Annotated in this window: 27 protein-coding genes; 11 read left to right on the plus strand and 16 right to left on the minus strand. The window is 70.4% G+C overall.

The features are described from left to right. Positions 1-35 precede the first annotated feature (35 nt). Positions 36-701 carry a hypothetical protein gene (locus ASD30_RS16560; RefSeq protein WP_235532606.1) on the minus strand — a complete coding sequence of 222 codons (666 nt, stop codon included), beginning with the start codon at positions 699-701 and terminating at the stop codon, positions 36-38. 31 nt (positions 702-732) lie between these two features. Between ASD30_RS16560 and ASD30_RS27220 the strand changes: the two genes are divergently transcribed. Together ASD30_RS27220 and ASD30_RS16565 are read left to right on the plus strand one after the other, a co-directional pair. Further along, a complete protein-coding gene (locus ASD30_RS27220; protein ID WP_200950090.1) occupies positions 733-894 on the plus strand; it encodes a hypothetical protein in 162 nt (53 codons plus the stop codon). A gap of 74 nt (positions 895-968) precedes the next feature. Next, on the plus strand, positions 969-1,382 hold the full coding sequence (locus ASD30_RS16565) for a hypothetical protein (RefSeq protein ID WP_056683731.1): 414 nt from the start codon (positions 969-971) through the stop codon (positions 1,380-1,382). Between the two features lie 10 nt (positions 1,383-1,392). On the opposite strand, the gene ASD30_RS16570 is transcribed toward ASD30_RS16565, so the two are convergent. From ASD30_RS16570 to ASD30_RS16595, 6 genes are all read right to left on the minus strand, one after another. Next, on the minus strand, positions 1,393-1,935 hold the full coding sequence (locus ASD30_RS16570) for a DinB family protein (protein WP_200951164.1): 543 nt from the start codon (positions 1,933-1,935) through the stop codon (positions 1,393-1,395). Between the two features lie 52 nt (positions 1,936-1,987). Continuing rightward, the gene (locus ASD30_RS16575) at positions 1,988-2,476 is read right to left on the minus strand and encodes a GNAT family N-acetyltransferase (protein ID WP_235532607.1); all 489 of its coding nucleotides are present in this window, start codon (positions 2,474-2,476) and stop codon (positions 1,988-1,990) included. Between the two features lie 14 nt (positions 2,477-2,490). Then, positions 2,491-3,006: a GNAT family N-acetyltransferase gene (locus ASD30_RS16580; protein WP_235532608.1), complete on the minus strand. Its 516-nt coding sequence runs from the start codon at positions 3,004-3,006 to the stop codon at positions 2,491-2,493. Further along, positions 2,999-3,742 (minus strand): DinB family protein, encoded by a 744-nt coding sequence (locus ASD30_RS16585; protein WP_056685152.1) that lies wholly within the window; start codon positions 3,740-3,742, stop codon positions 2,999-3,001. The genes ASD30_RS16580 and ASD30_RS16585 overlap by 8 nt, the downstream gene beginning before the upstream one ends. A gap of 256 nt (positions 3,743-3,998) precedes the next feature. Then, positions 3,999-4,661, minus strand: a complete 663-nt coding sequence (locus ASD30_RS16590) for a hypothetical protein (protein WP_056683740.1) — start codon at positions 4,659-4,661, stop codon at positions 3,999-4,001. Between the two features lie 44 nt (positions 4,662-4,705). Beyond that, the gene (locus ASD30_RS16595) at positions 4,706-5,287 is read right to left on the minus strand and encodes a dihydrofolate reductase family protein (RefSeq protein ID WP_056683743.1); all 582 of its coding nucleotides are present in this window, start codon (positions 5,285-5,287) and stop codon (positions 4,706-4,708) included. Between the two features lie 116 nt (positions 5,288-5,403). On the opposite strand from ASD30_RS16595, the gene ASD30_RS16600 reads away from it, so the two are divergent. Both ASD30_RS16600 and ASD30_RS16605 read left to right on the plus strand, forming a co-directional pair. After that, on the plus strand, positions 5,404-5,703 hold the full coding sequence (locus tag ASD30_RS16600) for an ArsR/SmtB family transcription factor (RefSeq protein ID WP_056683746.1): 300 nt from the start codon (positions 5,404-5,406) through the stop codon (positions 5,701-5,703). Continuing rightward, on the plus strand, positions 5,700-6,938 hold the full coding sequence (locus tag ASD30_RS16605; RefSeq protein ID WP_056683749.1) for an SRPBCC domain-containing protein: 1,239 nt from the start codon (positions 5,700-5,702) through the stop codon (positions 6,936-6,938). The genes ASD30_RS16600 and ASD30_RS16605 overlap by 4 nt, the downstream gene beginning before the upstream one ends. A gap of 104 nt (positions 6,939-7,042) precedes the next feature. On the opposite strand, the gene katG is transcribed toward ASD30_RS16605, so the two are convergent. Genes katG through ASD30_RS16620 form a run of 3 tightly spaced genes read right to left on the minus strand, consistent with a single transcriptional unit; the run spans position 7,043 to position 12,123 of the window. After that, positions 7,043-9,241, minus strand: a complete 2,199-nt coding sequence (gene katG / locus ASD30_RS16610) for a catalase/peroxidase HPI (protein ID WP_056683752.1) — start codon at positions 9,239-9,241, stop codon at positions 7,043-7,045. 49 nt (positions 9,242-9,290) lie between these two features. Next, positions 9,291-9,707 (minus strand): Fur family transcriptional regulator, encoded by a 417-nt coding sequence (locus ASD30_RS16615; RefSeq protein WP_082563886.1) that lies wholly within the window; start codon positions 9,705-9,707, stop codon positions 9,291-9,293. Between the two features lie 55 nt (positions 9,708-9,762). Then, entirely contained in the window at positions 9,763-12,123 is a 2,361-nt protein-coding gene (locus tag ASD30_RS16620; protein WP_056683755.1) for an ATP-binding cassette domain-containing protein, read from the minus strand. Positions 12,124-12,265: 142 nt separating this feature from the next. On the opposite strand from ASD30_RS16620, the gene ASD30_RS16625 reads away from it, so the two are divergent. From ASD30_RS16625 to ASD30_RS16650, 6 genes are all read left to right on the plus strand, one after another. After that, positions 12,266-12,643, plus strand: a complete 378-nt coding sequence (locus tag ASD30_RS16625; RefSeq protein WP_056683758.1) for an ArsR/SmtB family transcription factor — start codon at positions 12,266-12,268, stop codon at positions 12,641-12,643. 41 nt (positions 12,644-12,684) lie between these two features. After that, positions 12,685-13,182, plus strand: coding sequence for an SRPBCC family protein (locus ASD30_RS16630; RefSeq protein WP_200950092.1), 498 nt, complete (start codon positions 12,685-12,687; stop codon positions 13,180-13,182). A 176-nt stretch (positions 13,183-13,358) separates the two neighbouring features. After that, positions 13,359-13,982: a maleylpyruvate isomerase family mycothiol-dependent enzyme gene (locus tag ASD30_RS16635; RefSeq protein WP_056685157.1), complete on the plus strand. Its 624-nt coding sequence runs from the start codon at positions 13,359-13,361 to the stop codon at positions 13,980-13,982. Positions 13,983-14,093: 111 nt separating this feature from the next. After that, positions 14,094-14,705 (plus strand): dihydrofolate reductase family protein, encoded by a 612-nt coding sequence (locus tag ASD30_RS16640; protein WP_056683764.1) that lies wholly within the window; start codon positions 14,094-14,096, stop codon positions 14,703-14,705. Positions 14,706-14,830: 125 nt separating this feature from the next. Then, the gene (locus ASD30_RS16645) at positions 14,831-16,330 is read left to right on the plus strand and encodes an APC family permease (protein ID WP_056683767.1); all 1,500 of its coding nucleotides are present in this window, start codon (positions 14,831-14,833) and stop codon (positions 16,328-16,330) included. Continuing rightward, a complete protein-coding gene (locus tag ASD30_RS16650; protein WP_056683770.1) occupies positions 16,327-17,217 on the plus strand; it encodes a universal stress protein in 891 nt (296 codons plus the stop codon). The genes ASD30_RS16645 and ASD30_RS16650 overlap by 4 nt, the downstream gene beginning before the upstream one ends. A 6-nt stretch (positions 17,218-17,223) precedes the next feature. Here ASD30_RS16650 and ASD30_RS16655 read toward each other — a convergent pair whose 3' ends face one another. From ASD30_RS16655 to ASD30_RS26680, 4 genes are all read right to left on the minus strand, one after another. Then, positions 17,224-18,126, minus strand: a complete 903-nt coding sequence (locus ASD30_RS16655; protein ID WP_056683773.1) for an anti-sigma factor — start codon at positions 18,124-18,126, stop codon at positions 17,224-17,226. Further along, on the minus strand, positions 18,123-18,668 hold the full coding sequence (locus ASD30_RS16660; protein ID WP_056683776.1) for a SigE family RNA polymerase sigma factor: 546 nt from the start codon (positions 18,666-18,668) through the stop codon (positions 18,123-18,125). The genes ASD30_RS16655 and ASD30_RS16660 overlap by 4 nt, the downstream gene beginning before the upstream one ends. A 61-nt stretch (positions 18,669-18,729) precedes the next feature. Then, positions 18,730-19,455, minus strand: a complete 726-nt coding sequence (locus tag ASD30_RS16665) for a ParB N-terminal domain-containing protein (protein ID WP_056683779.1) — start codon at positions 19,453-19,455, stop codon at positions 18,730-18,732. 14 nt (positions 19,456-19,469) lie between these two features. Further along, the gene (locus ASD30_RS26680) at positions 19,470-19,622 is read right to left on the minus strand and encodes a hypothetical protein (RefSeq protein WP_156388754.1); all 153 of its coding nucleotides are present in this window, start codon (positions 19,620-19,622) and stop codon (positions 19,470-19,472) included. Positions 19,623-19,702: 80 nt separating this feature from the next. On the opposite strand from ASD30_RS26680, the gene ASD30_RS16670 reads away from it, so the two are divergent. Beyond that, entirely contained in the window at positions 19,703-20,308 is a 606-nt protein-coding gene (locus ASD30_RS16670) for a TetR/AcrR family transcriptional regulator (protein WP_056683782.1), read from the plus strand. Here ASD30_RS16670 and ASD30_RS16675 read toward each other — a convergent pair. Together ASD30_RS16675 and ASD30_RS16680 are read right to left on the minus strand one after the other, a co-directional pair. Continuing rightward, positions 20,293-21,105, minus strand: coding sequence for a putative hydro-lyase (locus ASD30_RS16675; protein WP_056683785.1), 813 nt, complete (start codon positions 21,103-21,105; stop codon positions 20,293-20,295). The genes ASD30_RS16670 and ASD30_RS16675 overlap by 16 nt on opposite strands. Next, a complete protein-coding gene (locus ASD30_RS16680; protein WP_056685159.1) occupies positions 21,095-21,985 on the minus strand; it encodes a biotin-dependent carboxyltransferase family protein in 891 nt (296 codons plus the stop codon). The genes ASD30_RS16675 and ASD30_RS16680 overlap by 11 nt, the downstream gene beginning before the upstream one ends. Between the last annotated feature and the right edge of the window lie 2 nt (positions 21,986-21,987).

Consider the following 21,987-nt stretch of genomic DNA (forward strand, 5'->3'; position numbering starts at 1 on the left):
ACCTAGGGCTGGTTCCGGACGGTCGGGTTCCGCAATCAGCGCCAGCGGGTGCGGCTGCTCGGCGCCGGGCCCTTCGGCTCGTCGCCCACCTGCAGCTCCCCGCCGTACGACCAACCCTCGCGCAGCGGCAGGTAGGCGCCGCTCCAGAACGTTCCGGGGTCGTACCAGATCGCCTTGCGGTCGTCCTCGAGCACGCCCATCTCCTGGAGAGTCAGGGCCACGGTCTCGGCACAGAAGGCCGCCTCGGGGCGCACGCGCTGGCCGCGCTTCTTGCGTGGTTGGTAGCCGTCACGCCCACGCAGCCACCGCTTCGCGAGCATCGCCGTGCTCGGGAACGAGACGCCGTCGAGCCTGGCGATCGTGCGCAGCACCGAGTCCTCCTCGGCGCGGCCGACCTCGGGGCTGAGCTGCCGCAACCACGAGGCCTGGCCGTAGACGTCGCGCCAGCGGCGGACCGCGTCACCGAGGTCGTGCAGCTGTACGCCGCGGTGGTGGCCGCCGCTCCAGTGGTCGAGGAGGTGCTTGCTCAGCTCGGCGTGCCACATCAGCGGTGGCAGGTCGTCGATCACCACCGCCATGCCGACGTGGTTGACCGGCGCGTTGGTCAACGTGCGGATCGCGCGGTCGGCCGCCGTACGACCGCGGAAGAGCCACAGGTCGCCGGTGCGGGTCAGCTTGACTGCCTCGTCGATGTCGAGCACGGGGCCAGTCTGCCCGGTTAACCTGATGAGCATGGCGAAGCGTTGGTGGAAGTGGCTCGGACTCGCAGGTGTCGCCGGCGTCGCGGCGACCGGTGCCGCGATCGCGCGGCACGAGCGCGTGCGCCGCGCCTACACGCCCGAGCAGGTGCGCTCGCGGCTCCATGAGCGGTACGCCGAGGCGCGCGACGCCTGAGCCCTGGGCCGGGTCGGCACGTGCCTGTGGATGACGCGAGCGGCGACCCCTCGATCTGTTGCAGCCTTGTCGGCATGACCTTCAAAGACCTGCCAGCATCCTGGGGCGACCACCCCCTCACTCCGGACCTGCTCCCCGACGTCGTCGACCTGTTCGTCTCCGAGCACGACCGCGTGTGCGGCTGCCTGGTGCTGCTCCTGCTCGACGCCGATCATCGACTGCTGCAGCCGATCGTGGTCGGTGACGTGCCGTTGCACACCGGGCCGACCGGCGGCGAGGAGTTCTTCGAGCAGCTGGCCCAGATGGTGAAGGACGACGACGGCCACGTCGTGGTCGCCCGCGGCCGACGGGGTGGCGAAGACCTCACGGTCGACGACGAAGACTGGCGCGCGGCCTGCTCCCGCGCGTTCGGCGAGCGCCTGGTGGCCATGTTCGTCGCCGCGCCCGGCGTCGTACGCCGCATGCCACCGGCCGCACGCGCCGCCTGACGCAACCCTGCTACTGCCCGGTGCGACCGTCGATGCACTCGCGCAACAGGTCGGCGTGGCCGGCATGGCGCGCGTACTCCTCGACCATGTGCACGAGCACGTCGCGGATGCTGACCTTGTCGTCCTTGCCCAGTGGCACCTCGCGCCCGAGGTCGGCCTCGGCGACGGCCTCCACCCAGGCCTCGGCCTTCGCGATCTCGGCCTTCCAGGTGGCGAACGCGTCGTCGACGACGGCCTGGTCGGCCACGGCACCGTTGAAGTCCAGGTCGCGGTCGTCCTCACTCCGGTAGAGGCGCGGGTCGTCGCGGTGTCCCTCGAGCACGCGGTGGAACCAGTTGTTCTCGACACTCGCCATGTGCCGCACCAGGCCGAGCAGGCTCATCGTGCTGGGCGGCACGGAGCGGGACGCGAGCTGCTCCGGGGTGAGGCCCTGGCACTTGAGCTCGAGGGTGAGGCGGTAGTTGGCGAGGTACTCCTGCAGGGTCGCCTTCTCGCCGACCGGGTTGCCGTAGGTGCGGGGGTCCTCGGCGGGGTCGGTCCACATGTCGCTCATGGTCAGGAGCCTGCCCCCATGCGGGTTCTGCGTGCAAGGAGATTTCGCCCGCTCACAGTTGCTGCTTGAACCCCACGTGGGTCGCCGCGAAGCCGAGGCGCTCGTAGAAGGTGTGCGCCTCGGGCCGCGCGCTGTCCGAGGTGAGCTGCGCGAGCGCTGCTCCACGACGTCGACCTTCGTCGAGAGCCCAGCGGATCATCGCCGACCCGAGTCCGCTCCCCCGTTGGGAATCGGCCACCCGCACGGCCTCGATCTGCAGGCGGGTGGCGCCTTGTCGGGACAGGCCGGGAATGAACGAGAGCTGCATGGTGGCGACGACCTGCTCGCCGGCGCGGCCGACGACGAGAAGCTGCGCCCGGTCTCGGTCGATGGCCGCGAACGCGTCGGCGTAGGCCGCACCAAGGCCCGCGTCGGCGGAGTCGCCGCGACTCCGGGCGATGGCGTCGTCGGCGATCAGGGCGACGAGCGCGTCGAGGTCGGCGGCAGTAGCCCGGGCCAGTTCGACCGGCCCGTTCGGAAGATCGAGGAGGGCGAGGGTCACACGCCCATCCTGCATCACGGCAGCGCGGCGGCGTACACCCGGAACCGCTGGTCGCCGAACTCCTGCTCCAGCACCAACCCGCACTTCTCGGCGACCCGTTGCGAGGCCCGGTTGTCGGGATGCACGATCGCGATCAACCGCTCGATGCCACGTCGGCGCGCCAGTTCGCGGCAGGCCCGGGCACCCTCGCTGGCCAGTCCGCGACCCTGCATCGCGGGCACGACGTGGTAGCCGATCTCGAGGTCCTCCCGGCCCTCGACGCGCTGCCAGGTCAGGCCGCAGTCCCCGACGAAGCGCCCCTCGAGGTCTTCGATGATCCAGAGCCCGAAGCCGTCGCGCGCATAGTTGGCCAGATTCCATTCGATCCACGCCTGCGCCTCGGCCCGGGTCTTCGGGCGTGGGTAGTGGGCCATCACCTCGGGGTCGCCGAGCAGGTCGCTCATCGCGTCCAGGTCGTCCATGGTCATCTCGCGGAACCGGAGCCGTTCGGACGACGGCCGCTCGGACGACGACGGCTCCCGCTCAACCACGCGACTGGAGGACGTCGAGGTCGCGCTCGGCGTACAACCGGTGCTGCCACTCCTCGTTGAGCACGATCCGCAGCGGTTCGGCGAACGGGAACGCACGCGCGGGCGGCCAGCCCGGCCCGTCCACGGGCGTGGTCTCGGTGGCCAGCTGTTCGTCGGTCAGCTCGTCGAGCACCCGGCGCACCGTCGCCTGACGTTCGGCCCGCACCGCGAGCACCTCGTCGAGCGAGGGCCGGACGTTGAGGTCCCACGGCACCTCGGGATGCGGCGTCGCGCCGTCCCACGGCAGGTCGAGCGGGTGGAACGGCCTCGGGTCGCCGAGCAGCACCCGGTTGACCCAGCAGTCGGTGGCATAGACGAGGTGGCGCAGGGTCTGGATGAACGACCACTCGCCGTCGACCGACTCGTGCAGCAGGTCGGGATCCAGGCCACGGGCGCGGTCGACGGTGCCCGCCCACATCCGTTGGACGACGTCCCAGCCCTCGCGGAACCCGGCGGCATCGGTCGGCCGCATCTTGACCCGGTTGGGATGACGGCGGTCGAGCTCGGCCTCGACCAGCGGGACGACGTCGACGCCGTTGATGCGCAGGTCCGAGATCTCGCCGTCGATGTCCACGTCCACCAGCTCGACGCCGCGCATGACGGTGCCGGTGAGATCGACGTCGCGCAGCCTCGACCGGCTCAGGTCGACGTTGTGGAAGGTGGCACCACTGAGGTCCTGGTTCTCGAAGCTGGTCATGTCGCCCACGCTAGAACCCAAGCAGGACGAATCGCGTCCGGTACCGCTCCCCGTGGTCGTACTCCCTCCGGGCCGGAAGAAGCAGGACCTCCACTGCGCCTGCTGGGCCGATTGGCTCGCTCTGCGATGGGTAGAAGGGGCCAATCGACTCAGCAGACCGAGTGGTCACCGAACTGCCCGTCCCGGTCACCGACGAGGTGACGGGCGTGCAGGGCGGCGGATGGACGCCGGAGCACAGTTCGGCTGCGGCCCCGACTCAGCCACCCTGTCCATCGGGCTCGGTCGCGGCGCGCTCGGCAAGGCGGCAGGCGGCGTGCGCCACCAGGTCAGCCTCTTCGGGGTCAGCCGCGGCCTGCTCCGGCACCGCCCCGCCGAGCAGTCCCGCCGGTTGGGTCAGCCAGGCCCACGCGTTCCACGGATCCATTCCCGCAGCGAGGAGTGGCCTGATGACGGGGGCCAGCTCGGCGCGCAGTGCGCCGTCCGCGCCGAGTTGGAAGGCCGGGACCAGCGTCCGGCCCTCGTCGGCGATGACGAGGAGGGCGTGGTCGGCGGCGGCCTTGTGCACGGCGAAACGGGTGGCGTTCACCGTCGTCCCGCGCAGGGTCGCCAACGTCTCGTAGGTGTGGGTGTGGCTGGCTACCAGCTCCGCCCGGACGCGGGCCTTGCGGGCCAGCATCACCAGCGCGACGGGTACGGCGTGGGCCGGGTCGGTGCCGTCGTTGTGGAGCAGGGCGTCGAGCCCCTCGAGCTGCTCGGAAGTCATCGGCTCACCCGTGGCCGGGTCGGTCCAGGTCGCCGTACCGTCGGCGTCGCGGGTGAAAGTGGGCAGCCCCGCCTCTGCCAGCTGATCGGCCAGGCCGAGGCCCTCGAGCCAGGCAGCCAGCCGCTCGCCGACCTCGCCGGCATCGTTCGCAGTCATGGCACAAGCCTGCCGCACGCGTCGTACGGCGGCTCAGGCAGGCGTCAGCGGAGGACCCGGTAGCGCACGTGCATGACCCGGTGCTCGGGGTCGAGGTCGGGCGTGGTCAGCGTGCGCATCAGCTCGAGCTCGATGTGCTCGGCGGGGAGGTGGTCGAAGAGCCGGCGGCCCTGGCCGAGGAGCACTGGTACGACGTGCAGCTCGAGCTCGTCGACGTGTCCGGCACGCAGCAGGGCCTGGGCCGCTCCCGCGCCGTGCACCATCACGTCTCCGTCGCCGGTCGCCTTCCGAGCCAGCGCTGCGCACTCGTCGACGTCGGTCACGTAGCGGACGCTGCCCGGCGGTGGCTCGTCCGGCACGTCGTGGGTGAGCACGAGGACCGGGACCCCGTCGTGGTGGTCGCCCTGCCACCGGTTGGCCAGCTCATAGGTGCGTCGCCCGGCGATGAAGGCACGGGTGGCCAGGGCCTCGGCGTACACCTGCCCGCTCGGGCCCGGGGCCTCGCGATGGTCGAGCCAGTTGAACAGCCGGAATCCGCCTACGCCCAGCGGGGCTTCCGGGCTGTCGTCGGGGCCGGCGACGAAACCGTCCACCGACACGGTCATGTAGAGCCTGATCGTGCTCATGGGTCACCTGGGCTTTCGTGGGTTCGGGCGTCCTGGTCGTGCTGACCCGGCCGCGAGCCCGGAATCATCGCGGCAGACCCCATTGCCACTGCATCACTATGTGCTTATCATTGGCTATGGCTTATGAAGCGCTGGACTGCATCGGCGATCCCACACGCAGAGAGATCCTGACCCTGCTGCGCGGCGGCGAGCGATCGGTGCGCGAGCTGACCGACGAGCTCCCCGTCTCGCAGCCCGCGGTGTCCCAACACCTCAAGGTGCTGCGCGGCGCCGGGCTGGTGAGCTCGCGCACCGAAGGGACCCGCAACCTCTACCGCGTCGACCTCGACGGACTCGCCGGGGTGCGCGCCTGGGTCGACCAGTTCTGGGACGACGCACTCGACTCGTTCGTCCGCTACACCGAGGAGAAGTCATGACCACTCCCGTGCTCCGTGCCGCCGACGTGGCCCACGGGCCCGAACGCACGTTCGCGATGTTCACCGACCACATCGGGGCCTGGTGGCCGCTCGCCACGCATGGGCTGTTCGGCACGCAGGGCACCGTCGGCTTCGAGGACGGTCGCCTCGTCGAGCGATCGCTGCGCGGCGACGAGTGCGTCTGGGCCGAGGCGACCACCTGGGAGCCACCGCACCGACTCGTCCTGCAGTGGCACCCGGGCCGCGGCACCGACGAGGCCAGTGAGGTCGAGGTGCGGTTCATCGCCACGGAAACCGGCACCCGCGTCGAGATCGAGCACCGCGGCTGGGAGCGGTTCGGGGTCGACGCCGCCCAGCGCCGGTCGTCGTACGCCGGGCCGAGCGCGTGGGGCTTCGTGCTCGACCACTTCGCCCATCTGGCCGAGCCGTCGCCCGGCGCGCGGGAAGGCCTCGCCGACCTCGCCACGGCGTACGACGCGTTCTTCGCCGAGGCGGAGGCCGGCGGCTTCTTCGCGCCGAGCGACGGAGGGTGGGACGCCGCACAGACCATCGCCCACGTAGCGCTCAACGACATCGCGATGGCGGCGGTCGCCCGCGACCTGATCAACCGCGGTGAGCCGGCGTTCGAGAACCAGACCTGCCAGGACCGCGCCGTGCTCGACGCCCTGGTCGCGCGGTGCGGCACCTTCGAGGACCTGGTGGCGTTTGCGCGCGCGCAGTCGCGCATCGCCCTGGACCTCTCCGGCCGCTTGGACGACGAGCAGCTCGCCGCACCGGTGCCGTGTCACCTCACCCACGACGGAGACGTCGTGCTCGACCGGCCGATGCCGTGGGGCCAGATCGCCATCGTCACCCAGGCCGCACGCCACCTGCCCGCCCACGTCGAGCAACTGACCAAGCTGCGGTTCTTCGGCTCGTGGTCCGACGAGCCGGACGACGAGTGGTTGCCGGAGTCGGCGGTCGGCCAGTCGTGCGCGATCTGCCAGGGCCAGGACGTCGCCTGGCTGCATCCGCTCGCGGCCGACAAGGTCGGGTTCCGGGCCTTCGGACAGGGCTACACGCTCCCGACCTTCTGGACGTTGTGCCGTCAGTGCGAAGACCTGTACGTCGACCGCGACGACGAGGCGTTCCTCGCACTCATGCAGCAGCCAGATGACGCCGACGACGAGCTGAGTCGGTCGTCTCTCGCTGCATTCCGAGCCGCGGATCTCGGAGCCCGTCCATTCCAGGCCTGAGTCGACGACCCACCCTGGCACTTGTGCGGTGGTGTGGTCGCTCCACACGTGTCACGACACGTGTGGAGCGACCGTAACCCCGCGTTACTGCGAGTGGTGAGGGATCAGTTCTTGACGTCGAACCGGTCGGCGTCCATGACCTTCGTCCAGGCAGCGACGAAGTCGTGCACGAACTTCTCGTTCACGTCGTCGCTGGCGTAGACCTCGGCGACGGCGCGCAGCTCGGAGTTGGAGCTGAACACCAGGTCGGCGCGGGTGCCGGTCCAGGACTGGCCCTCCGCACCGGTGCCGACGTACGTGCCCTGACCGTCACCCGGGCGCCACGTGGTGCCCAGGTCGAGCAGGTTGACGAAGAAGTCGTTGGTCAGCACGCCGACGCGGTCGGTGAGCACACCGGCCGTGGAGCCGCCGCTGTTGGCGCCCAGGACGCGTAGTCCACCGACCAGCACGGTCAGCTCGGGAACACCCAGGTTGAGCAGGTTGGCCTTGTCGACGAGGTGGTTCTCGGCCGGCAGCTTGAGGTCGGCCGCCGCGTAGTTGCGGAACCCGTCGGCGCGCGGCTCGAGGTAGGCGAACGACTCGACGTCGGTCTGCTCCTGCGTCGCGTCGCCGCGGCCACCGGTGAACGGCACCTCGACCTTGACGCCCGCAGCCGCGGCCGCCTGCTCGACGCCGACGTTGCCCGCGAGCACGACGGTGTCGGCGAAGGACACGCCCGTCTCACCGGCGATGGCCTCGAGCTTCTCGAGCACCGGCGCCAGCTCGGCCGGGTCGTTGGCGGCCCAGCTGCGCTGCGGCTCGAGCCGCAGGCGACCGCCGTTGGCACCACCGCGCTTGTCGGACTGGCGGTACGACGAGGCTGCCGCCCATGCCGTCCTGACCAGCTGCGAGACGCTGAGGCCGGCGTCGGCGATCTGCTGCTTCGCGGCGGCGACCGCGTCGGCCGACGGCGCTGCAGCCTCGGGGATCGGGTCCTGCCAGAGCAGCTCCTCGCTGGGCACCTCGGGGCCGAGGTAGCGCGAGACGGGGCCCATGTCGCGGTGGGTCAGCTTGTACCAGGCGCGGGCGAACGCGTCGGCAAACGCAGCCTGGTCATCCTTGAACCTGCGGCTGATCGCGTCGTACGCCGGGTCGGTGCGCAGGGCGATGTCGGAGGTGAGCATGCGCGGCTCACGCTTTCCGTCACCGAACGCCTCGGGCACCAGGTCGGAGCCCGCGCCGCCCTTGGGCTTCCACTGGTGCGCGCCGGCCGGGGACTTGGTGAGCTCCCAGTCGTAGGCGTAGAGGATGTGGAAGAACTCGTTGTCCCAGCGGGTCGGGTGGTAGGTCCAGGTGACCTCGAGTCCGCTGGTGATCGCGTCGGGACCGGAGCCAGTGCCGTAGCTGTTCTTCCAGCCGAGGCCGTTCTGCTCGATCGGCGCACCCTCGGGCTCGGGGCCGACGTTGGGCTCCGGGTCAGCGGCACCGTGGGTCTTGCCGAAGGTGTGGCCACCGGCGATCAGGGCGACGGTCTCCTCGTCGTTCATCGCCATGCGCGCGAAGGTCTCGCGGATGTCGATCGCCGAGGCGAGCGGGTCGGGGTGGCCGTTGGGACCCTCGGGGTTGACGTAGATGAGGCCCATCTGCACGGCGGCGAGCGGGTTCTCGAGGTCGCGCTCACCGGAGTAGCGCTCGTCGCCGAGCCACTCGGTCTCGGGGCCCCAGTAGACGTCGTCGTCGGGCTCCCAGGCGTCGACGCGACCGCCGGCGAAGCCGAAGGTCTCGAAGCCCATCGACTCCAGCGAGACGTTGCCGGCCAGGACCATCAGGTCGGCCCACGACAGGGCGTTGCCGTACTTCTTCTTCACGGGCCACAACAGGCGGCGGGCCTTGTCGAGGTTGCCGTTGTCGGGCCACGAGTTGATCGGGGCGAAGCGCTGCTGGCCGGTGCCCGCGCCACCGCGGCCGTCCTGGACCCGGTAGGTGCCGGCGCTGTGCCAGGCCATGCGGATCATCAGCGGACCGTAGTGGCCGAAGTCGGCGGGCCACCAGTCCTGCGAGGTGGTCAGCACTGACTCGATGTCGCCCTTGACCGCGGCCAGGTCGAGGCCCTCGAACGCCGCTGCGTAGTCGAAGTCGCCGCCGAGCGGGTTGGCCACCGCCGGGTTCTTGGCGAGGATCTTGAGGTTGAGGCGCTCGGGCCACCAGCCCTGGTTGGCACTGCCCTGCGTCGGGTGCGCCCCGCCGTCGTGCAGCACCGGGCAGCCGCCACTGGCGCTGCTCTCGTTCATCTCTTTCATCTCGGTGCCGGCGTCGTTCGTCATGGGCATCCCTTCGTCGTTTCTGGGTCGGTTGCTGGATGTTCTGGAAAGCTCAGGCGGTGGAGCAGTCGGGGCAGGTGCCCCAGTAGACGACCTCGGCCTCGTCGATCTCGAAGCCGTGGTGCTCGGAAGCAGTGAGGCAGGGGGCGTCGCCGACGCTGCAGTCGACGTCTGCCACCGCACCGCAGGTTCGGCACACCACGTGGTGGTGGTTGTCGCCGACGCGCAGCTCGTAGCGCGCCACCGAGCCGGCGGGCTGGATGCGGCGCAGCATGCCGGCTTCGGTCAGCGCGTTCAGGCAGTCGTAGACCGCCTGGTGGCTGACCGCAGGCAGCTCGACGCGCACCGCGGCGAGCACCCCGTTGGTGTCTGCGTGCGGGCGCGAGCCGATGGCGTCGAGCACGGCCAGGCGCGGCTTGGTGACACGGAGCCCGGAGCTCCGCAGCGCCTGGTCGTGGGTGTGCGTCACAGGGCCAACACTTCCGCGTTTTCTTGAATGAGTCAAGTAAGGACGGGCATCGATTTCACGACTTGTCGACGTACGCCGCCAGGTGCTCGCCGGTCAGGGTCCTCGCGTCGGTGACGAGCTCGGCCGGCGTACCTTCGAAGACCACGGAGCCGCCGTCGTGACCCGCCCCCGGACCCAGGTCGATGATCCAGTCGGCGTGCGCCATCACGGCCTGATGGTGCTCGATCACGATCACCGACTTGCCGGAGTCGACGAGCCTGTCGAGCAGCCGCAGCAGGTTCTCGACGTCGGCCAGGTGCAGGCCGGTCGTGGGCTCGTCGAGGATGTAGACGCCGCCCTTCTCGCCCATGCGCATGGCCAGCTTGATCCGCTGGCGCTCGCCCCCGGAGAGGGTGTTCAGCGGCTGGCCGAGCTTGAGGTAGCCGAGCCCGACGTCCTCCAGTCGGCCCAGGATCGCGGCTGCGGCGGGGGTCTTCGCGGCACCCTCGACGAAGAACGCGTGGGCCTCGGTGACCGGGAGGTCGAGCACCTCGGCGATGTTGAGGCCACCGAAGGTCAGCTCGAGCACGGACGCCTGGAAGCGCTTGCCCTGGCACTCCTCGCACAGGGTCGCGACGGTCTCCATGAAGCTGAGCTCGGTGTAGATCATGCCGTTGCCGTTGCAGCTCTCGCAGGCACCCTCGGAGTTGGCACTGAACAGCGCCGGCTTCACGCCGTTGGCCTTGGCGAACGCCTTGCGGATCGGCTCGAGCAGTCCGGTGTACGTCGCGGGGTTGCTGCGGCGCGACCCCTTGATCGCGCCCTGGTCGATCACCACCACGCCGTCACGCCCGGCGATCGACCCGTGGATCAGCGAGCTCTTTCCGGAGCCGGCGACACCCGTGACGACGGTCAGCACCCCGGTGGGTACGTCGACGTCCACGTCGCGGAGGTTGTGGGTCGAGGCGCCCCGGATCTCGAGCGCACCGGTCGGCTGGCGCACCTCGTCCTTCAGGGCCGCGCGATAGCTGAGGTGCCGGCCGGTGAGCGTGTCCGACGTGCGCAGCCCGTCGAGGTCGCCCTCGAAGCAGATCGTGCCGCCGCCCGTGCCGGCGCCGGGCCCGAGGTCGACGACATGGTCGGCGATCTCGATGGTCTCCGGCTTGTGCTCGACCACGAGCACGGTGTTGCCCTTGTCGCGCAGCTCGAGGAGCAGCTTGTTCATCCTCGCGATGTCGTGCGGGTGGAGGCCGATGCTGGGCTCGTCGAAGACGTACGTGACGTCGGTGAGCGCCGAGCCGAGGTGCCGGATCATCTTGGTGCGCTGGGCCTCTCCGCCCGACAGGGTGCCGGCGGGACGGTCGAGCGAGAGGTAGCCGAGGCCGATCTCGACGAACGAGTCGAAGAGGTGGAGCAGGTTGGCCAGGAGCGGGGCAACGGACTTGTCGTCAATGCCGCGGGCCCATTCGGCAGCGTCGGTGATCTGCATGGAGCAGACCTCGGCAATGCCCTTGCCGTTCACCCTCGACGAGCGGGCGGCCTCGTTGAGCCGGGTGCCGTCGCAGGCGGAGCACGGTGCGAAGACCGCGGCCCTCTCGACGAACGCCTTGATGTGGGGCTGCAGCGAGTCGACGTCCTTGCTGAACATCGACTTGCGGATCTTGGGGATCAGGCCCTCGTAGGTGACGTTGATCTTGTCGACCTTGACCTTGCGCGGCTCGGCGTACAGGAAGTCCTGGAGCTGCTCGTCGGTGAACTTCGAGATCGGCACGTCGGCGGGGACCGCGACCTTGAACGCGGCGACCATCCAGCCGTCGGCGGTGTAGCCCGGCACCAGGATCGCGCCGTCGACCAGCGACTTCGACCCGTCGTAGATCTCGGCGAGGTCGAGGTCGGAGACGGTGCCGCGGCCCTCGCACTCGGCACACATGCCGCCGAGGTAGACGGCGTTCTTGACGACCTTCTTCTCGACCTTGCCGCCGGCCTTCTCGGTGCTCATCACGCCGCCGGCCCTGCGGGTCGGCACGTTGAACGCGAAGGCGGTCGGCGGCCCGATGAACGGGTCACCGATGCGGCTGAACAGCACGCGCAGCATGGCGTTGGCGTCGGTCGCCGTACCGACCGTCGAGCGGGCGTTGGCACCCATGCGCTCCTGGTCGACCAGGATCGCGGTGGTCACGCCCTCGATGTTGTCGACCTCGGGGCGGGCCAGGTTGGGCATGAACCCCTGCACGAAGGTGCTGTAGGTCTCGTTGATCATGCGCTGCGACTCGGCCGCGATCGTGGCGAAGACAAGGGAGCTCTTCCCCGAGCCCGAGACCCCGGTGAAGACGGTCAGCCTGCGCTTGGGCAGCTCGATGCTGACGTCCTTGAGGTTGTTCTCCCGAGCCCCGTGGACCCGGATCAGGTCGTGGGTGTCGGCGACGTGCTGGGTCATCGTTCTCCATCTCTCGGGCGGTGCAGTCCAACCAGCCCCAATCCAAGCAGGACACCGGGAACCGCGCTTCTCGATTCGTGATCACCGGGAACTTCGGACAACCCCTTGACAACGTACAACCACTTGGTTGTATGTTTCTTCCATGACGACACGGGACCGGGACGCCGACGAGGACAGGGCAGACGCCATGTTCCATGCGTTGGCCGACCGGACCCGCCGCGACATCCTGCGGCGGGTGCTGGCCGGAGAACACTCGGTCACCGCCCTCGCGTCGTCGTACGACATGAGCTTCGCGGCCGTGCAGAAGCACGTCGCCGTCCTCGAACGAGCCGGCCTGATCAGCAAGCGACGCAATGGTCGCGAGCAGCTGGCGAGCGGCGAGGTCGAGGSGATCCGTTCGGTGGGCTCCATGCTCACCGAGCTGGAAGGCGTCTGGCGCGGCCGCATCGCCCGGATCGACGAACTGCTCAAGACACCCACCACCCCACCCAGTTCTCCCCCCGCCACCCCACCCCAGTAATCCCCCGCCACCCCACCCCCGCCACCCAAAGAATCGAAGGAATGAGAACCATGCCCGTCACCGACGTCAGCCACGACCTGGACAACCTGACCCTCACCATCCACGCCGAGTTCGCCGCCCCGGTGGAGCGGGTGTGGAACGTGTACGCCGACCCGCGCCAGCTCGAGCAGGTCTTCGGCCCGCCGTCCTACCCGGCCACCTTCGTCGACCACGAGCTGCGCCCCGGCGCCCGTACGACGTACTTCCTGACCTCGCCGGAGGGCGAGAAGCACGCCGGCTTCTGGGAGATCACCGAGGTCGACGAGCCCCACAGCTTCAGCTTCGTCGACGGTTTCGCCGACGAGGACTTCAACGTGATCGAGGGCATGCCGGTCTCGACGAACGTCTACGCCCTCGCGCCGACCGAGGCCGGCACCAAGGCCACGTACGTCGCGACCTACGCGTCGGCCGAGGCCCTGCAGCAGGTGCTCGACATGGGTGTCGTCGAAGGAGCCAGCTCGGCGATCAACCAGATCGACGACCTGCTCGCCAAGGGCTGACTCACCAAGGGCTGATCGACCCGAGCTCCCGCTCTGTTCCTGAGCGCACGATTCCTGTCCGGTTCTCTCCGAAACGCGACAGGAATCGTGCATTCACGAGGTTCTGCGCAGCTCGGCCGATGATTTCTGCCGGCACCCGTGGTCTGATCGCCAAAGGTTCCGGAGGAGGAGTGATCGTGGGAGACGTCTGGCCGATCGTGCACACGGAGCGGGCCGCGCTGGTCGCGGACCTCGAGGGCCTCACTGATGCCCAGTGGGAGCAGTCGTCGCTGTGCACGGGTTGGAGCGTGCACGACGTCGCCGCCCACCTCGTCGACGTCGCGCGCACCACCCGGCTGGGGTTCCTGGCCACCATGGCCCGCGCCCGCTTCGACTTCGACCGGCAGAACGCCGACGGCGTACGACGGCACAGGGGCGCCACTCCGCAGCAGACCCTGTCGGCCCTCCGCGAGGTGATCGGTCGTACGTCGACCCCGCCCGCGCCGCTCGACAGCCGGATCGTCGAGGAGATCGTGCACGGCGAGGACATCCGCCGCCCTCTGGGCATCACCCGCGCCTACCCGGTCGCCGCAGTGGCCCGCGCGCTGTTGCACCAGGTCGGCACGAAGGGCGCGTTCGGTGGAGCCAGGGAGGCGGTGTCCGGCGTACGCCTCCTGGCAACCGACGCCGACCTGTCGATCGGCGACGGTCCCGAGGTCACCGGTCCCGCGCTCTCGTTGCTCCTGGCCGTGTCCCGACGAACCGGCGCCCTCGACGATCTCACCGGCCCCGGCCTCGGCACACTCGCAAGGACACTCTGAACACCCGGCGCTCCACCCACCACCCACCCGGCGCTCCACCCACCACCCACCCAGCGCTCCACCCACCACCCACCCAGCGCTCGACCCACCACCACCCCCAAGGAGCAACACATGGGCCTCGTCCACGCAGACCTCGGCATCACCCTCGACGGCTACTCGTCCGGACCCAACCAGCGACTCGAGCAGCCGTTCGGCGACTTCCCCGTCGACAAGCTGCACGCCTGGATGTTCGAGCACGGCGACGAGAACGCGGCCGAGGTCGCCGCGATCGTCGACGCCGGCGCCTTCGTCATGGGACGCAACATGTTCACCGCCGGCAGGGGTGAGCACGACCCCGAGTGGAAGGGCTGGTGGGGCGAGGACCCGCCCTACCACGGGCCGGTCTTCGTGGTCAGCCATCACGCGCGGGAGTCGATCCCCATGGAGGGCGGCACCACGTTCCACTTCGTCACCGACGGCGTCGAGTCGGCGATGGCGCAGGCCAAGGCACAGGCGGGCGACCGCAACGTGTCGGTCACCGGCGGCGCCCAGACGGTCAACCAGTGCCTGGCCCTCGGCCTGATCGACGAGCTGCGACTGCACGTGGTGCCGTTCACCGCCGGCGACCCCGTCGCCGAGGGCTCGCGAGTCTTCGCCGGCGTGCCACCGATCGCCCTCGAGATCGCGTCGGTGCGACACACCCGGCACGTCACGCACCTGACCTACCGACGCCCGGGCCTCTGACCCTGGAGGACCCTGGAGACGCCCCCGGCTGAGCTCCCGGCCGAACTTCCGGCCGAGCTCCGGGGCGACGCGGCGAGGCCGCCCGAACGTGGCGGAAGTTGCTTGGTATGTCCTACCGTCGAGTGATGAGACTCTCGGACCTCACTCGCACCAAGCACGTCGACGACGTCATCCACCAGAACGAGGCAGACCCCGAGGACGAGCACGCAGGCCACCTCAAGCAGGACCTCACGGCTCGTGACCTGATCGGGTTCGGCATCGGCATCGTGATCGGGACCGGCATCTTCACCCTCACCGGCCTGCAGGCGAAGGAGAACGCCGGCCCGGCGGTGGTGATCAGCTTCCTGATCGCCGGCTTCGTCAGCCTGCTGGCCGCCCTCTGCTACGCCGAGCTGGCCGCGGCGGTGCCGACCGCGGGCAGCTCCTACACCTACGCCTACACGACGATCGGCGAGATCTTCGCCTGGATCATCGCGTGGGACCTCATCCTCGAGTTCGCCCTCGGTGCGGCGGTGGTGGCCCGCGGTTGGTCCGGCTACGTCGCCGGGGTCTTCGACCTCCCGCAGAAGTGGTTCGGCGAGGAGGGCTCGGTCATCAACGTCGGCGCGATCGCGATCACCCTCGTGCTCGGGTACGTCGCGATCCGCGGCATCCGCGAGTCCAAGTGGGTGACCAACGGGCTGGTCGCGATCAAGGTCATCGTCTGCCTCTTCGTGATCGCGGCGGGCTTCTTCTACGTCAAGACCGACAACCTGACCCCGTTCATCCCGAAGTCCCGGCCCGGCGACAGCGACTCAGGCTCCCTGACCGCCCCGCTGTGGCAGTTCGTCACCGGCATCGAGCCCTCGACGTACGGCGTCGCCGGCGTGTTCGTCGCCGCGGCCGTGGTCTTCTTCGCCTACAGCGGCTTCGAGGCGGTGGCCAACCTCGGCGAGGAGACCAAGAAGCCCGAGCGCGACATGCCGATGGGCCTGCTCGGCACCCTCGGCATCTGCACCCTGCTGTACGTCGGCGTGTGCCTGGTGCTGACCGGCATGGTCAGCTACAAGAACCTGTCCGAGGGTGACGCCGTCGCCGACGTGTTCGACCAGGTCGGCCTGGCCTGGGCCGGGATTCTCGTCGGCATCGCGGCCGTCGCCGGCCTCAGCTCGGTGATCCTGGTGGACCTCGTCGCGATGGGCCGGATCGGGTTCGCGATCGCCCGCGACGGCCTGCTGCCACCCGTGTTCAGCCGGGTGCACCCGACGTGGGGCACCCCGGTGCTGATGACGTCGCTGACGGTGGGCGCGGTGGCCCTTCTCGGCGGCCTGATCCCGATCTCGGTCCTGGCCGAGATGGTCAGCATCGGCACCCTGTTCGCGTTCGTCGTGGTCTCGGTCGCGGTCGCCGTACTGCGCCGTACCCAGCCGGAGATGAAGCGACCGTTCCGCACGCCGCTGGTGCCGCTCGTGCCGATCGCGTCCGTGGTGTGCTGCGTCGGGCTGATGGCCAGCCTCGCGGTCGAGACCTGGTTGCGCTTCCTGGTCTGGCTGCTCCTCGGCTTCGTGGTCTATGCGTTCTACGGGTTCCGGCACTCCCGGGTCGGCAAGCGAGCCAAGGCCGAGGCCGAGGAGGCGACCGCGTGAGCATCGTCGTCGGCTTCGGTCCCGATGTCCGCAGCACGGCGGGCCTCCGCCTGGCCGGGCAGCTCGCCCGTTCCACCGGCCTGCCGCTCGTGCTGTGCTGCGTGGTGCACGACGCCTTTGACGCACCCGGTCTGCGCGACGCCCACCACGTCGACGCGGAGTGGCGCGCGCACCTGCAGAGCTCGGCGAAGGAGGCGATCGCCGCGGCCCGCGAGGTGCTGCCCGCGGAGGTCACCGCCGAGACCGTCGTGCGCACCGGTCGCTCGGTGCCGCAGGTGCTGCGTGACGAGGGCGCCCGCCGCCACGCCGAGCTCCTGGTCGCCGGGTCGGCGACAGTCGGTGGAGTCGGCCGGATCTCGCTGGGCAGCACGACCGACCGCCTCGTGCACAGCTCGGCGGTGCCGGTCGCACTGGCGCCCCGCGGCTACCAGGACGACGGCGACGTACGCCGGGTGGTGCTCGCCGTCGAGCCGACCCGCGGCGACGTGGCCCTCGCGGACCAGGTCGCCGCCTTCGCCGGACACCTGGGCGTCGAGGTGGAGATCGTGACGTTCCTGGTGCGTCAGCGCTCGGCCAACGCCGCGTTCGTGTCGAGCGGTGTGGTCCGCGCATGGAGGGAGGAGGTCGCCCAGGCGCACCGTGAGATCGCCGACCGACTGCGGGCGCGCGACGTGACAGTGGCCGGAACCCGCATTGCCGAGGCCGAGAGCTGGTCCGACACGGTCCGCGTGCCGGAGTGGCAGCAGGGTGACCTGCTCGTCATCGGCTCCAGCCAGCACGGGCCGATGGCGAGCGTGTTCCTGGGCTCCACCGCCGCGCGCATCCTGCGCCACTCACCGGTGCCCGTGATCGTGCTTCCCCGCCTGCGCGGCCGGGCCGACCAGTAGGCCGGGTCAGCGGGGCCAGACCGGGTCGACGTCCACCGTCGCCGATCGGGGGTCGCGCGGCCGCTGGGCGAAGTAGATCGTCCCGGCCTCGGCGGCGTCGAGGAACAGCGGGTCCTTGACGACCGCTGCCATCTCGTCGGCGGTGAACGTGATCTGTGCGTTCTCGTCGGGGTGAGCGAACATCCCCCACTCGAGGAAGAAGTTGTCGCCGAGCACGATCACCGCTGCCCCATGACCCACGGGAGCATCCGGGTCGGACTCGTCGTTCGACGAGTAGTTGCCGAGCGCGGAGAATTCGCGGTCGGCCAGGTAGACCAGCTTGCCCCCACCGGTCGTGCCGTCCGCACAGTCGACGATCTCCCACGTGAAGTTGGCCTCGGCGGCGACTTCACGAAGGCCGTCGCAGCCGCCGTACCCGGGTTGCTGTGAGCGCGCGCCTTCGTAGCCCTGGATCCCGATGCCCGAGTCGAAGCGAGGATTGTCGCCGCGCGTGCGGAGAACGGTGATCCCGTCACGCCGGTGCACCTGGTCGACGCCGTCGAAGCGCTTCGGCAGCAGGGCGTCGAAGGTGGCATCGAGGACGTCGTTCCACTCCTCCTCGCTGACCTTGCCGTCGGCGCGGGCATCGGCGATGACCGCCGTCGCGGTGTCACGCAGGTCGGGGGCGGTGGCCGGATCGACGGCCACGCTCTGGTCCCGGTCATCGGAACCGGGTGCCGGGTCGTTCGTGCCGACCACATGGCCACCGACCGCGAGGGCCGCCACACTCAGCACGGCCACGCCGGTGCTCACCCGACGTCGGCGCAGCCGCCGTTCGCCCGCCGACCGGGCCCGGGCCACGACGTCGGTCGGGGCCAGGGTGTCGAGCTCGTGCGCGATCCGCTCGCGCAGGTTTTCAGGTGACGTCATCGGAGGTCCTCTCTCACACGGGTCGGCACGTCCGGCGCGGCTGCCCCGGCGTGCTCCTCGAAGCCCTCACCCAGGAGGTCCCGCAGCCGGGCGAGCCCGCGGCTCGCGGTCGACTTCACGTTCCCGGTGCTGGTGCCCAGCAGCTCGGCGGTGCGCTCCACACTGAGGTCCTCCCAGTAGCGCAGCACCACCACCGCCCGCATCCGGTCCGGCAGCGCGGCCAGCGCGTCGAGCACGGTCAGCGAGCGCGACGGGTCCCTGTCGGGAACCGCGCCGTCACCGAGTCGGTGCAGCTCCCGCTCGCGGTCACCGCGCTTCTTGGTGCGCAGGAACTCGCGCAACAGGGTGCGATAGGCGTACGGCGCGGGGTCCTTGATGCGCGGCCAGGCGACGTACAACGCGGTGAGCGTGCTCTGCACCAGGTCCTCGGCGCCGGCTCGGTCACCGGCGAGCAGGTAGGCCTGCCGGAAGAGTCGCTGTTGCGACTCCTGCGCAAAGGCGGTGTAGCCCTCGCGGGCGGCACTCCTCGTGCTCCCGAACATCGGTCTCCTCGTGGGTCGGTCTTCATCATGGTTCGAGACGCGACCCCGGCAAAGGGTTGCTTCAGGACCGCCGATTCGTGGCGAGAAGCTCGTCGAGGTCTTCGGGCCAGTCCAGCGTCCCGAGTCGATCCCGCGCCGCGAGCGCGGTGACGTAGACCTGCACGTCGCGCAGGTCAGGCGTGACTCGAGGGCGCAGCCGGTCGAGGACCGGGACCACCTCGTCGCGCCACCACGCTGCCGCGAGGTCGGAGACCGTGACCGGCCCGCACCTGCTGCCGCGTGTGCGATGCGCCCACGCCTCGGCCGAGTCCGCCAGCCGGGCCCAGTCGGCGGGGGCGTCGAGCCACAGGTCACGGCGTACGTCGTCGGGCAGCGGCACGCGCTCCAGGAACCTGCGTTCGGCCGCCTTGCTGGGCAGGTGTGACCTGCGCAGGCAGCACATCGCGTAGGCGACCGTGCAGACTCGGGTGACCCTCGCCGGCAGGCTGTCCCAGCCCAGGGTCTTGGCCGCCGAGACGCGGTGGTGCCCGTCGCGCACGAAGTAGAGCTCGCCCAGCTGGACCAGGTCGACCGGCCCCAGGGGCTCACCGGCACGAAGCATCGCGGCCAGCCCGTCCCGCCGGCCGCGCAACGCCGGGTTGGTGAGACCGAAGTCCTCGTCGAAGTCCTGGGCGCGTGCCGCACTGCCGACCACCGCGTCGAGCGGGACGATGCCCTCGTGTCGCCCCATCGTCCCGGCATCGCCCAAGGCGTCCAGGGCGTCGTACAGCGGGATCAGGGTCGTCATCCGCCTGCGCCACCTCAGCTGTCCCATCGCGCTCCCCGTCCGGGCCGGTGGTGCCTGGCCGCGGAGTCGGCGGGCACCCGACGACCGTGCCGGATGGCATGACCGGCGTCCACGCCGGCCGCGAACTCGCGCACCCACCTGTTGAGCAGTCGCATCCTCGGTCCCATCACTCCTCCTTGGTACACTGATCTGTGAAGTTGCTTCCACCCTAAGTACACAGATCTGTGAATGCAAGGAGATTCGGAGAATGCCCGCCACCCCCACGGTCGACCTCGACTCACTGACGCCGGGTGCCCGGAGAATCCTCGACACCGCCTCGACCCTCTTCTACGAGCAGGGCATCCACGCCGTCGGCGTGGACACCATCGCCGCCGAGTCCGGGGTCACGAAGCGGACTCTCTACGACCGGTTCGGCTCCAAGGACGCCCTGGTGGCGGCCTACCTCCAGTCACGGGACCGTCGCTGGCGCTCGATGATCGCCACCCGCCTCGACGAGGGCGGCGCTGACCCCGTCTCCCGCGTCCTGGTGCCGTTCGACGTGCTCCCGCTCTGGCTGGACGAGTGCGCTCGCGGGTGCAGCTTCATCAACGCCTTCGGAGAGCTGCACGACGCCGACCACCCCGGCCGCGACGTGATCGTGGAGGAGAAGACCTGGCTGCTCGACCACTTCCGGACGACCCTCACCCACGCAGGGATCGCGGAACCCGAACCACTCGCCGTCCAGCTGCTGAGCCTGCACGAGGGTGCGATCGTCGCCTACTCCATCGCCGGTGCCGCCGGCGCCGCGGAAGCCGCGCACGCCGCGGCCCGGAGCCTGGTCGAGCTGGCGCTCGTGGGTCAGGGCACGAGGTAGGCACTGTCGCGGGCGTCGGTGATCGCCATGTGGCCGGGCGCGTGCCCGATCGCGAAGGGCGGTCGCGACGCCATGACGGCCGCCTGCGGGGTGACGCCGCAGGCCCAGAAGACCGGCACCTCCCCGGCGCGGATCTCCACCGGGTCGCCGAAGTCGGGCGCGTCGAGGTCGGTGATGCCGAGAGCGGCCGGATCGCCCACGTGGACCGGCGCCCCGTGCACGGAGGGATAGCGCGACGTCACCCGCACCGCGGTCGCCACCTGAGCGGCCTGGACCGGCCGCATCGAGACCACCATCGGCCCCGACAGGCTGCCGGCCGGGCGGCAGTCGACCGAGGTTCGGTACATCGGCACGTTGCGGCCCTGCTCGATGTGCCGCACCGGTACGCCGGCCTCACCGAGGGCCGCCTCGAACGTGAACGAGCAGCCGATCAGGAACGCGACCAGGTCGTCGCGCCAGAACTCGGTGGCGTCCTCGACCTCGGCAACCGGCTCGCCGTGCTCGTAGACGACGTACGCCGGCAGGTCGGTGCGCAGGTCGCCGGCGAAGAGCGGGCTGCTGGACGCACCGACCTCGGTCACGTCGAGCACCGGGCAGGGCTTCGGGTTGCGCTGCGCGAAGAGCAGGAAGTCGTAGGCCAGGTCGCGCGGCAACGCGATCAGGTTGGCCTGGGTCCAGCCGGCGCTCCAGCCGGAGGTCGGCACCCGGAGCCCGCCGCGGAACAGGGCGCGCGCCGCCTCCGGGGAGAGGGACGCCGGCTGTTCGGGAAGGACCGGGGCGGGCAGATCAGAGGTCATCGAAGTCTCCTCCAGGGACGGTCGTGCGGGTGAACCTGACGCGCTGCCCGGGGCGGGCCTGCGCAGCGAGCGGCAGGTCGGCGGCGACCACCACGGCGATCACCGGGTAGCCGCCGGTGACCGGGTGGTCGGCGAGGAAGAGGGTGGGCTGGCCCGACGGCGGCACCTGGAGGGCGCCGCGCACCATGCCCTCGCTGGAGAGCTCGCCGTCGACAGCACGCGCGAGCGGTTCCCCGGACAGGCGCATGCCGATCCGGTTGCTCTCGGCGGTGACCTCGTAGGAGCCGCCGACCAGGGCGGCGAGGGCCTCGTCGGTGAACCAGTCGGCCCGCGGGCCGGGCACGACGCGCAGCACGACCTCGTCGTCGGACGGCGGGCAGACCGGCGCGAGGTCGACGTCCGGCAGCTCGCCGGTCGGGGCGCCGACGGGCAACGTGACACCCTCGGCCAGCGGGTCCGGACCGACCCCGGCGAGCGCGTCGGTCGAGCGTGAGCCCAGCACCGGTGGCACGTCGAAGCCGCCGCGCACCGCGAGGTAGCTGCGCAGCCCGCTGGTCGGTACGCCGAGGCGCAGCGTGGCGCCGTCAGGCATCCAGATCACGGAGTTCGCGGCCACCTGGCGACCGTCGAGCGTCATCGGGCACGGTGCCCCGGTCAACGCGACGTAGGTGCCGCCGCCGCGGGCCGCCACTTCGAGCCCGCCGAACGTGACCTCGATGGCCGCGGCCTCCGCGGGGTTGCCGAGAAGCCGGTTCGCCAACCCGAAGGCGTGCGTGTCGGCGGCTCCGGACTGCCCGACGCCGAGGGCGGCCAGGCCGGGGCGGCCGAGATCCTGAAGGGTGGCCAACGGACCCGGCGTGATGACTTCGAGGGTGCACATCA

This window comes from Nocardioides sp. Root140 (assembly GCF_001426745.1).
Taxonomy (GTDB): domain Bacteria; phylum Actinomycetota; class Actinomycetes; order Propionibacteriales; family Nocardioidaceae; genus Nocardioides.

Bases quoted from the DNA above. Each gene is read 5' to 3' on its own strand.
- ASD30_RS27220 (WP_200950090.1), top strand. From the start codon at position 733: ATGGCGAAGCGTTGGTGGAAGTGGCTCGGACTCGCAGGTGTCGCCGGC.
- ASD30_RS16565 (WP_056683731.1), top strand. From the start codon at position 969: ATGACCTTCAAAGACCTGCCAGCATCCTGGGGCGACCACCCCCTCACT.
- ASD30_RS16570 (WP_200951164.1), bottom strand. From the start codon at position 1,935: ATGAGCGACATGTGGACCGACCCCGCCGAGGACCCCCGCACCTACGGC.
- ASD30_RS16585 (WP_056685152.1), bottom strand. From the start codon at position 3,742: ATGACCAGCTTCGAGAACCAGGACCTCAGTGGTGCCACCTTCCACAAC.
- ASD30_RS16590 (WP_056683740.1), bottom strand. From the start codon at position 4,661: ATGACTGCGAACGATGCCGGCGAGGTCGGCGAGCGGCTGGCTGCCTGG.
- ASD30_RS16595 (WP_056683743.1), bottom strand. From the start codon at position 5,287: ATGAGCACGATCAGGCTCTACATGACCGTGTCGGTGGACGGTTTCGTC.
- ASD30_RS16600 (WP_056683746.1), top strand. From the start codon at position 5,404: ATGGCTTATGAAGCGCTGGACTGCATCGGCGATCCCACACGCAGAGAG.
- ASD30_RS16605 (WP_056683749.1), top strand. From the start codon at position 5,700: ATGACCACTCCCGTGCTCCGTGCCGCCGACGTGGCCCACGGGCCCGAA.
- katG (WP_056683752.1), bottom strand. From the start codon at position 9,241: ATGACGAACGACGCCGGCACCGAGATGAAAGAGATGAACGAGAGCAGC.
- ASD30_RS16620 (WP_056683755.1), bottom strand. From the start codon at position 12,123: ATGACCCAGCACGTCGCCGACACCCACGACCTGATCCGGGTCCACGGG.
- ASD30_RS16630 (WP_200950092.1), top strand. From the start codon at position 12,685: ATGAGAACCATGCCCGTCACCGACGTCAGCCACGACCTGGACAACCTG.
- ASD30_RS16640 (WP_056683764.1), top strand. From the start codon at position 14,094: ATGGGCCTCGTCCACGCAGACCTCGGCATCACCCTCGACGGCTACTCG.
- ASD30_RS16645 (WP_056683767.1), top strand. From the start codon at position 14,831: ATGAGACTCTCGGACCTCACTCGCACCAAGCACGTCGACGACGTCATC.
- ASD30_RS16655 (WP_056683773.1), bottom strand. From the start codon at position 18,126: ATGACGTCACCTGAAAACCTGCGCGAGCGGATCGCGCACGAGCTCGAC.
- ASD30_RS16660 (WP_056683776.1), bottom strand. From the start codon at position 18,668: ATGTTCGGGAGCACGAGGAGTGCCGCCCGCGAGGGCTACACCGCCTTT.
- ASD30_RS16665 (WP_056683779.1), bottom strand. From the start codon at position 19,455: ATGACGACCCTGATCCCGCTGTACGACGCCCTGGACGCCTTGGGCGAT.
- ASD30_RS26680 (WP_156388754.1), bottom strand. From the start codon at position 19,622: ATGGGACCGAGGATGCGACTGCTCAACAGGTGGGTGCGCGAGTTCGCG.
- ASD30_RS16670 (WP_056683782.1), top strand. From the start codon at position 19,703: ATGCCCGCCACCCCCACGGTCGACCTCGACTCACTGACGCCGGGTGCC.
- ASD30_RS16675 (WP_056683785.1), bottom strand. From the start codon at position 21,105: ATGACCTCTGATCTGCCCGCCCCGGTCCTTCCCGAACAGCCGGCGTCC.
- ASD30_RS16680 (WP_056685159.1), bottom strand. From the start codon at position 21,985: ATGTGCACCCTCGAAGTCATCACGCCGGGTCCGTTGGCCACCCTTCAG.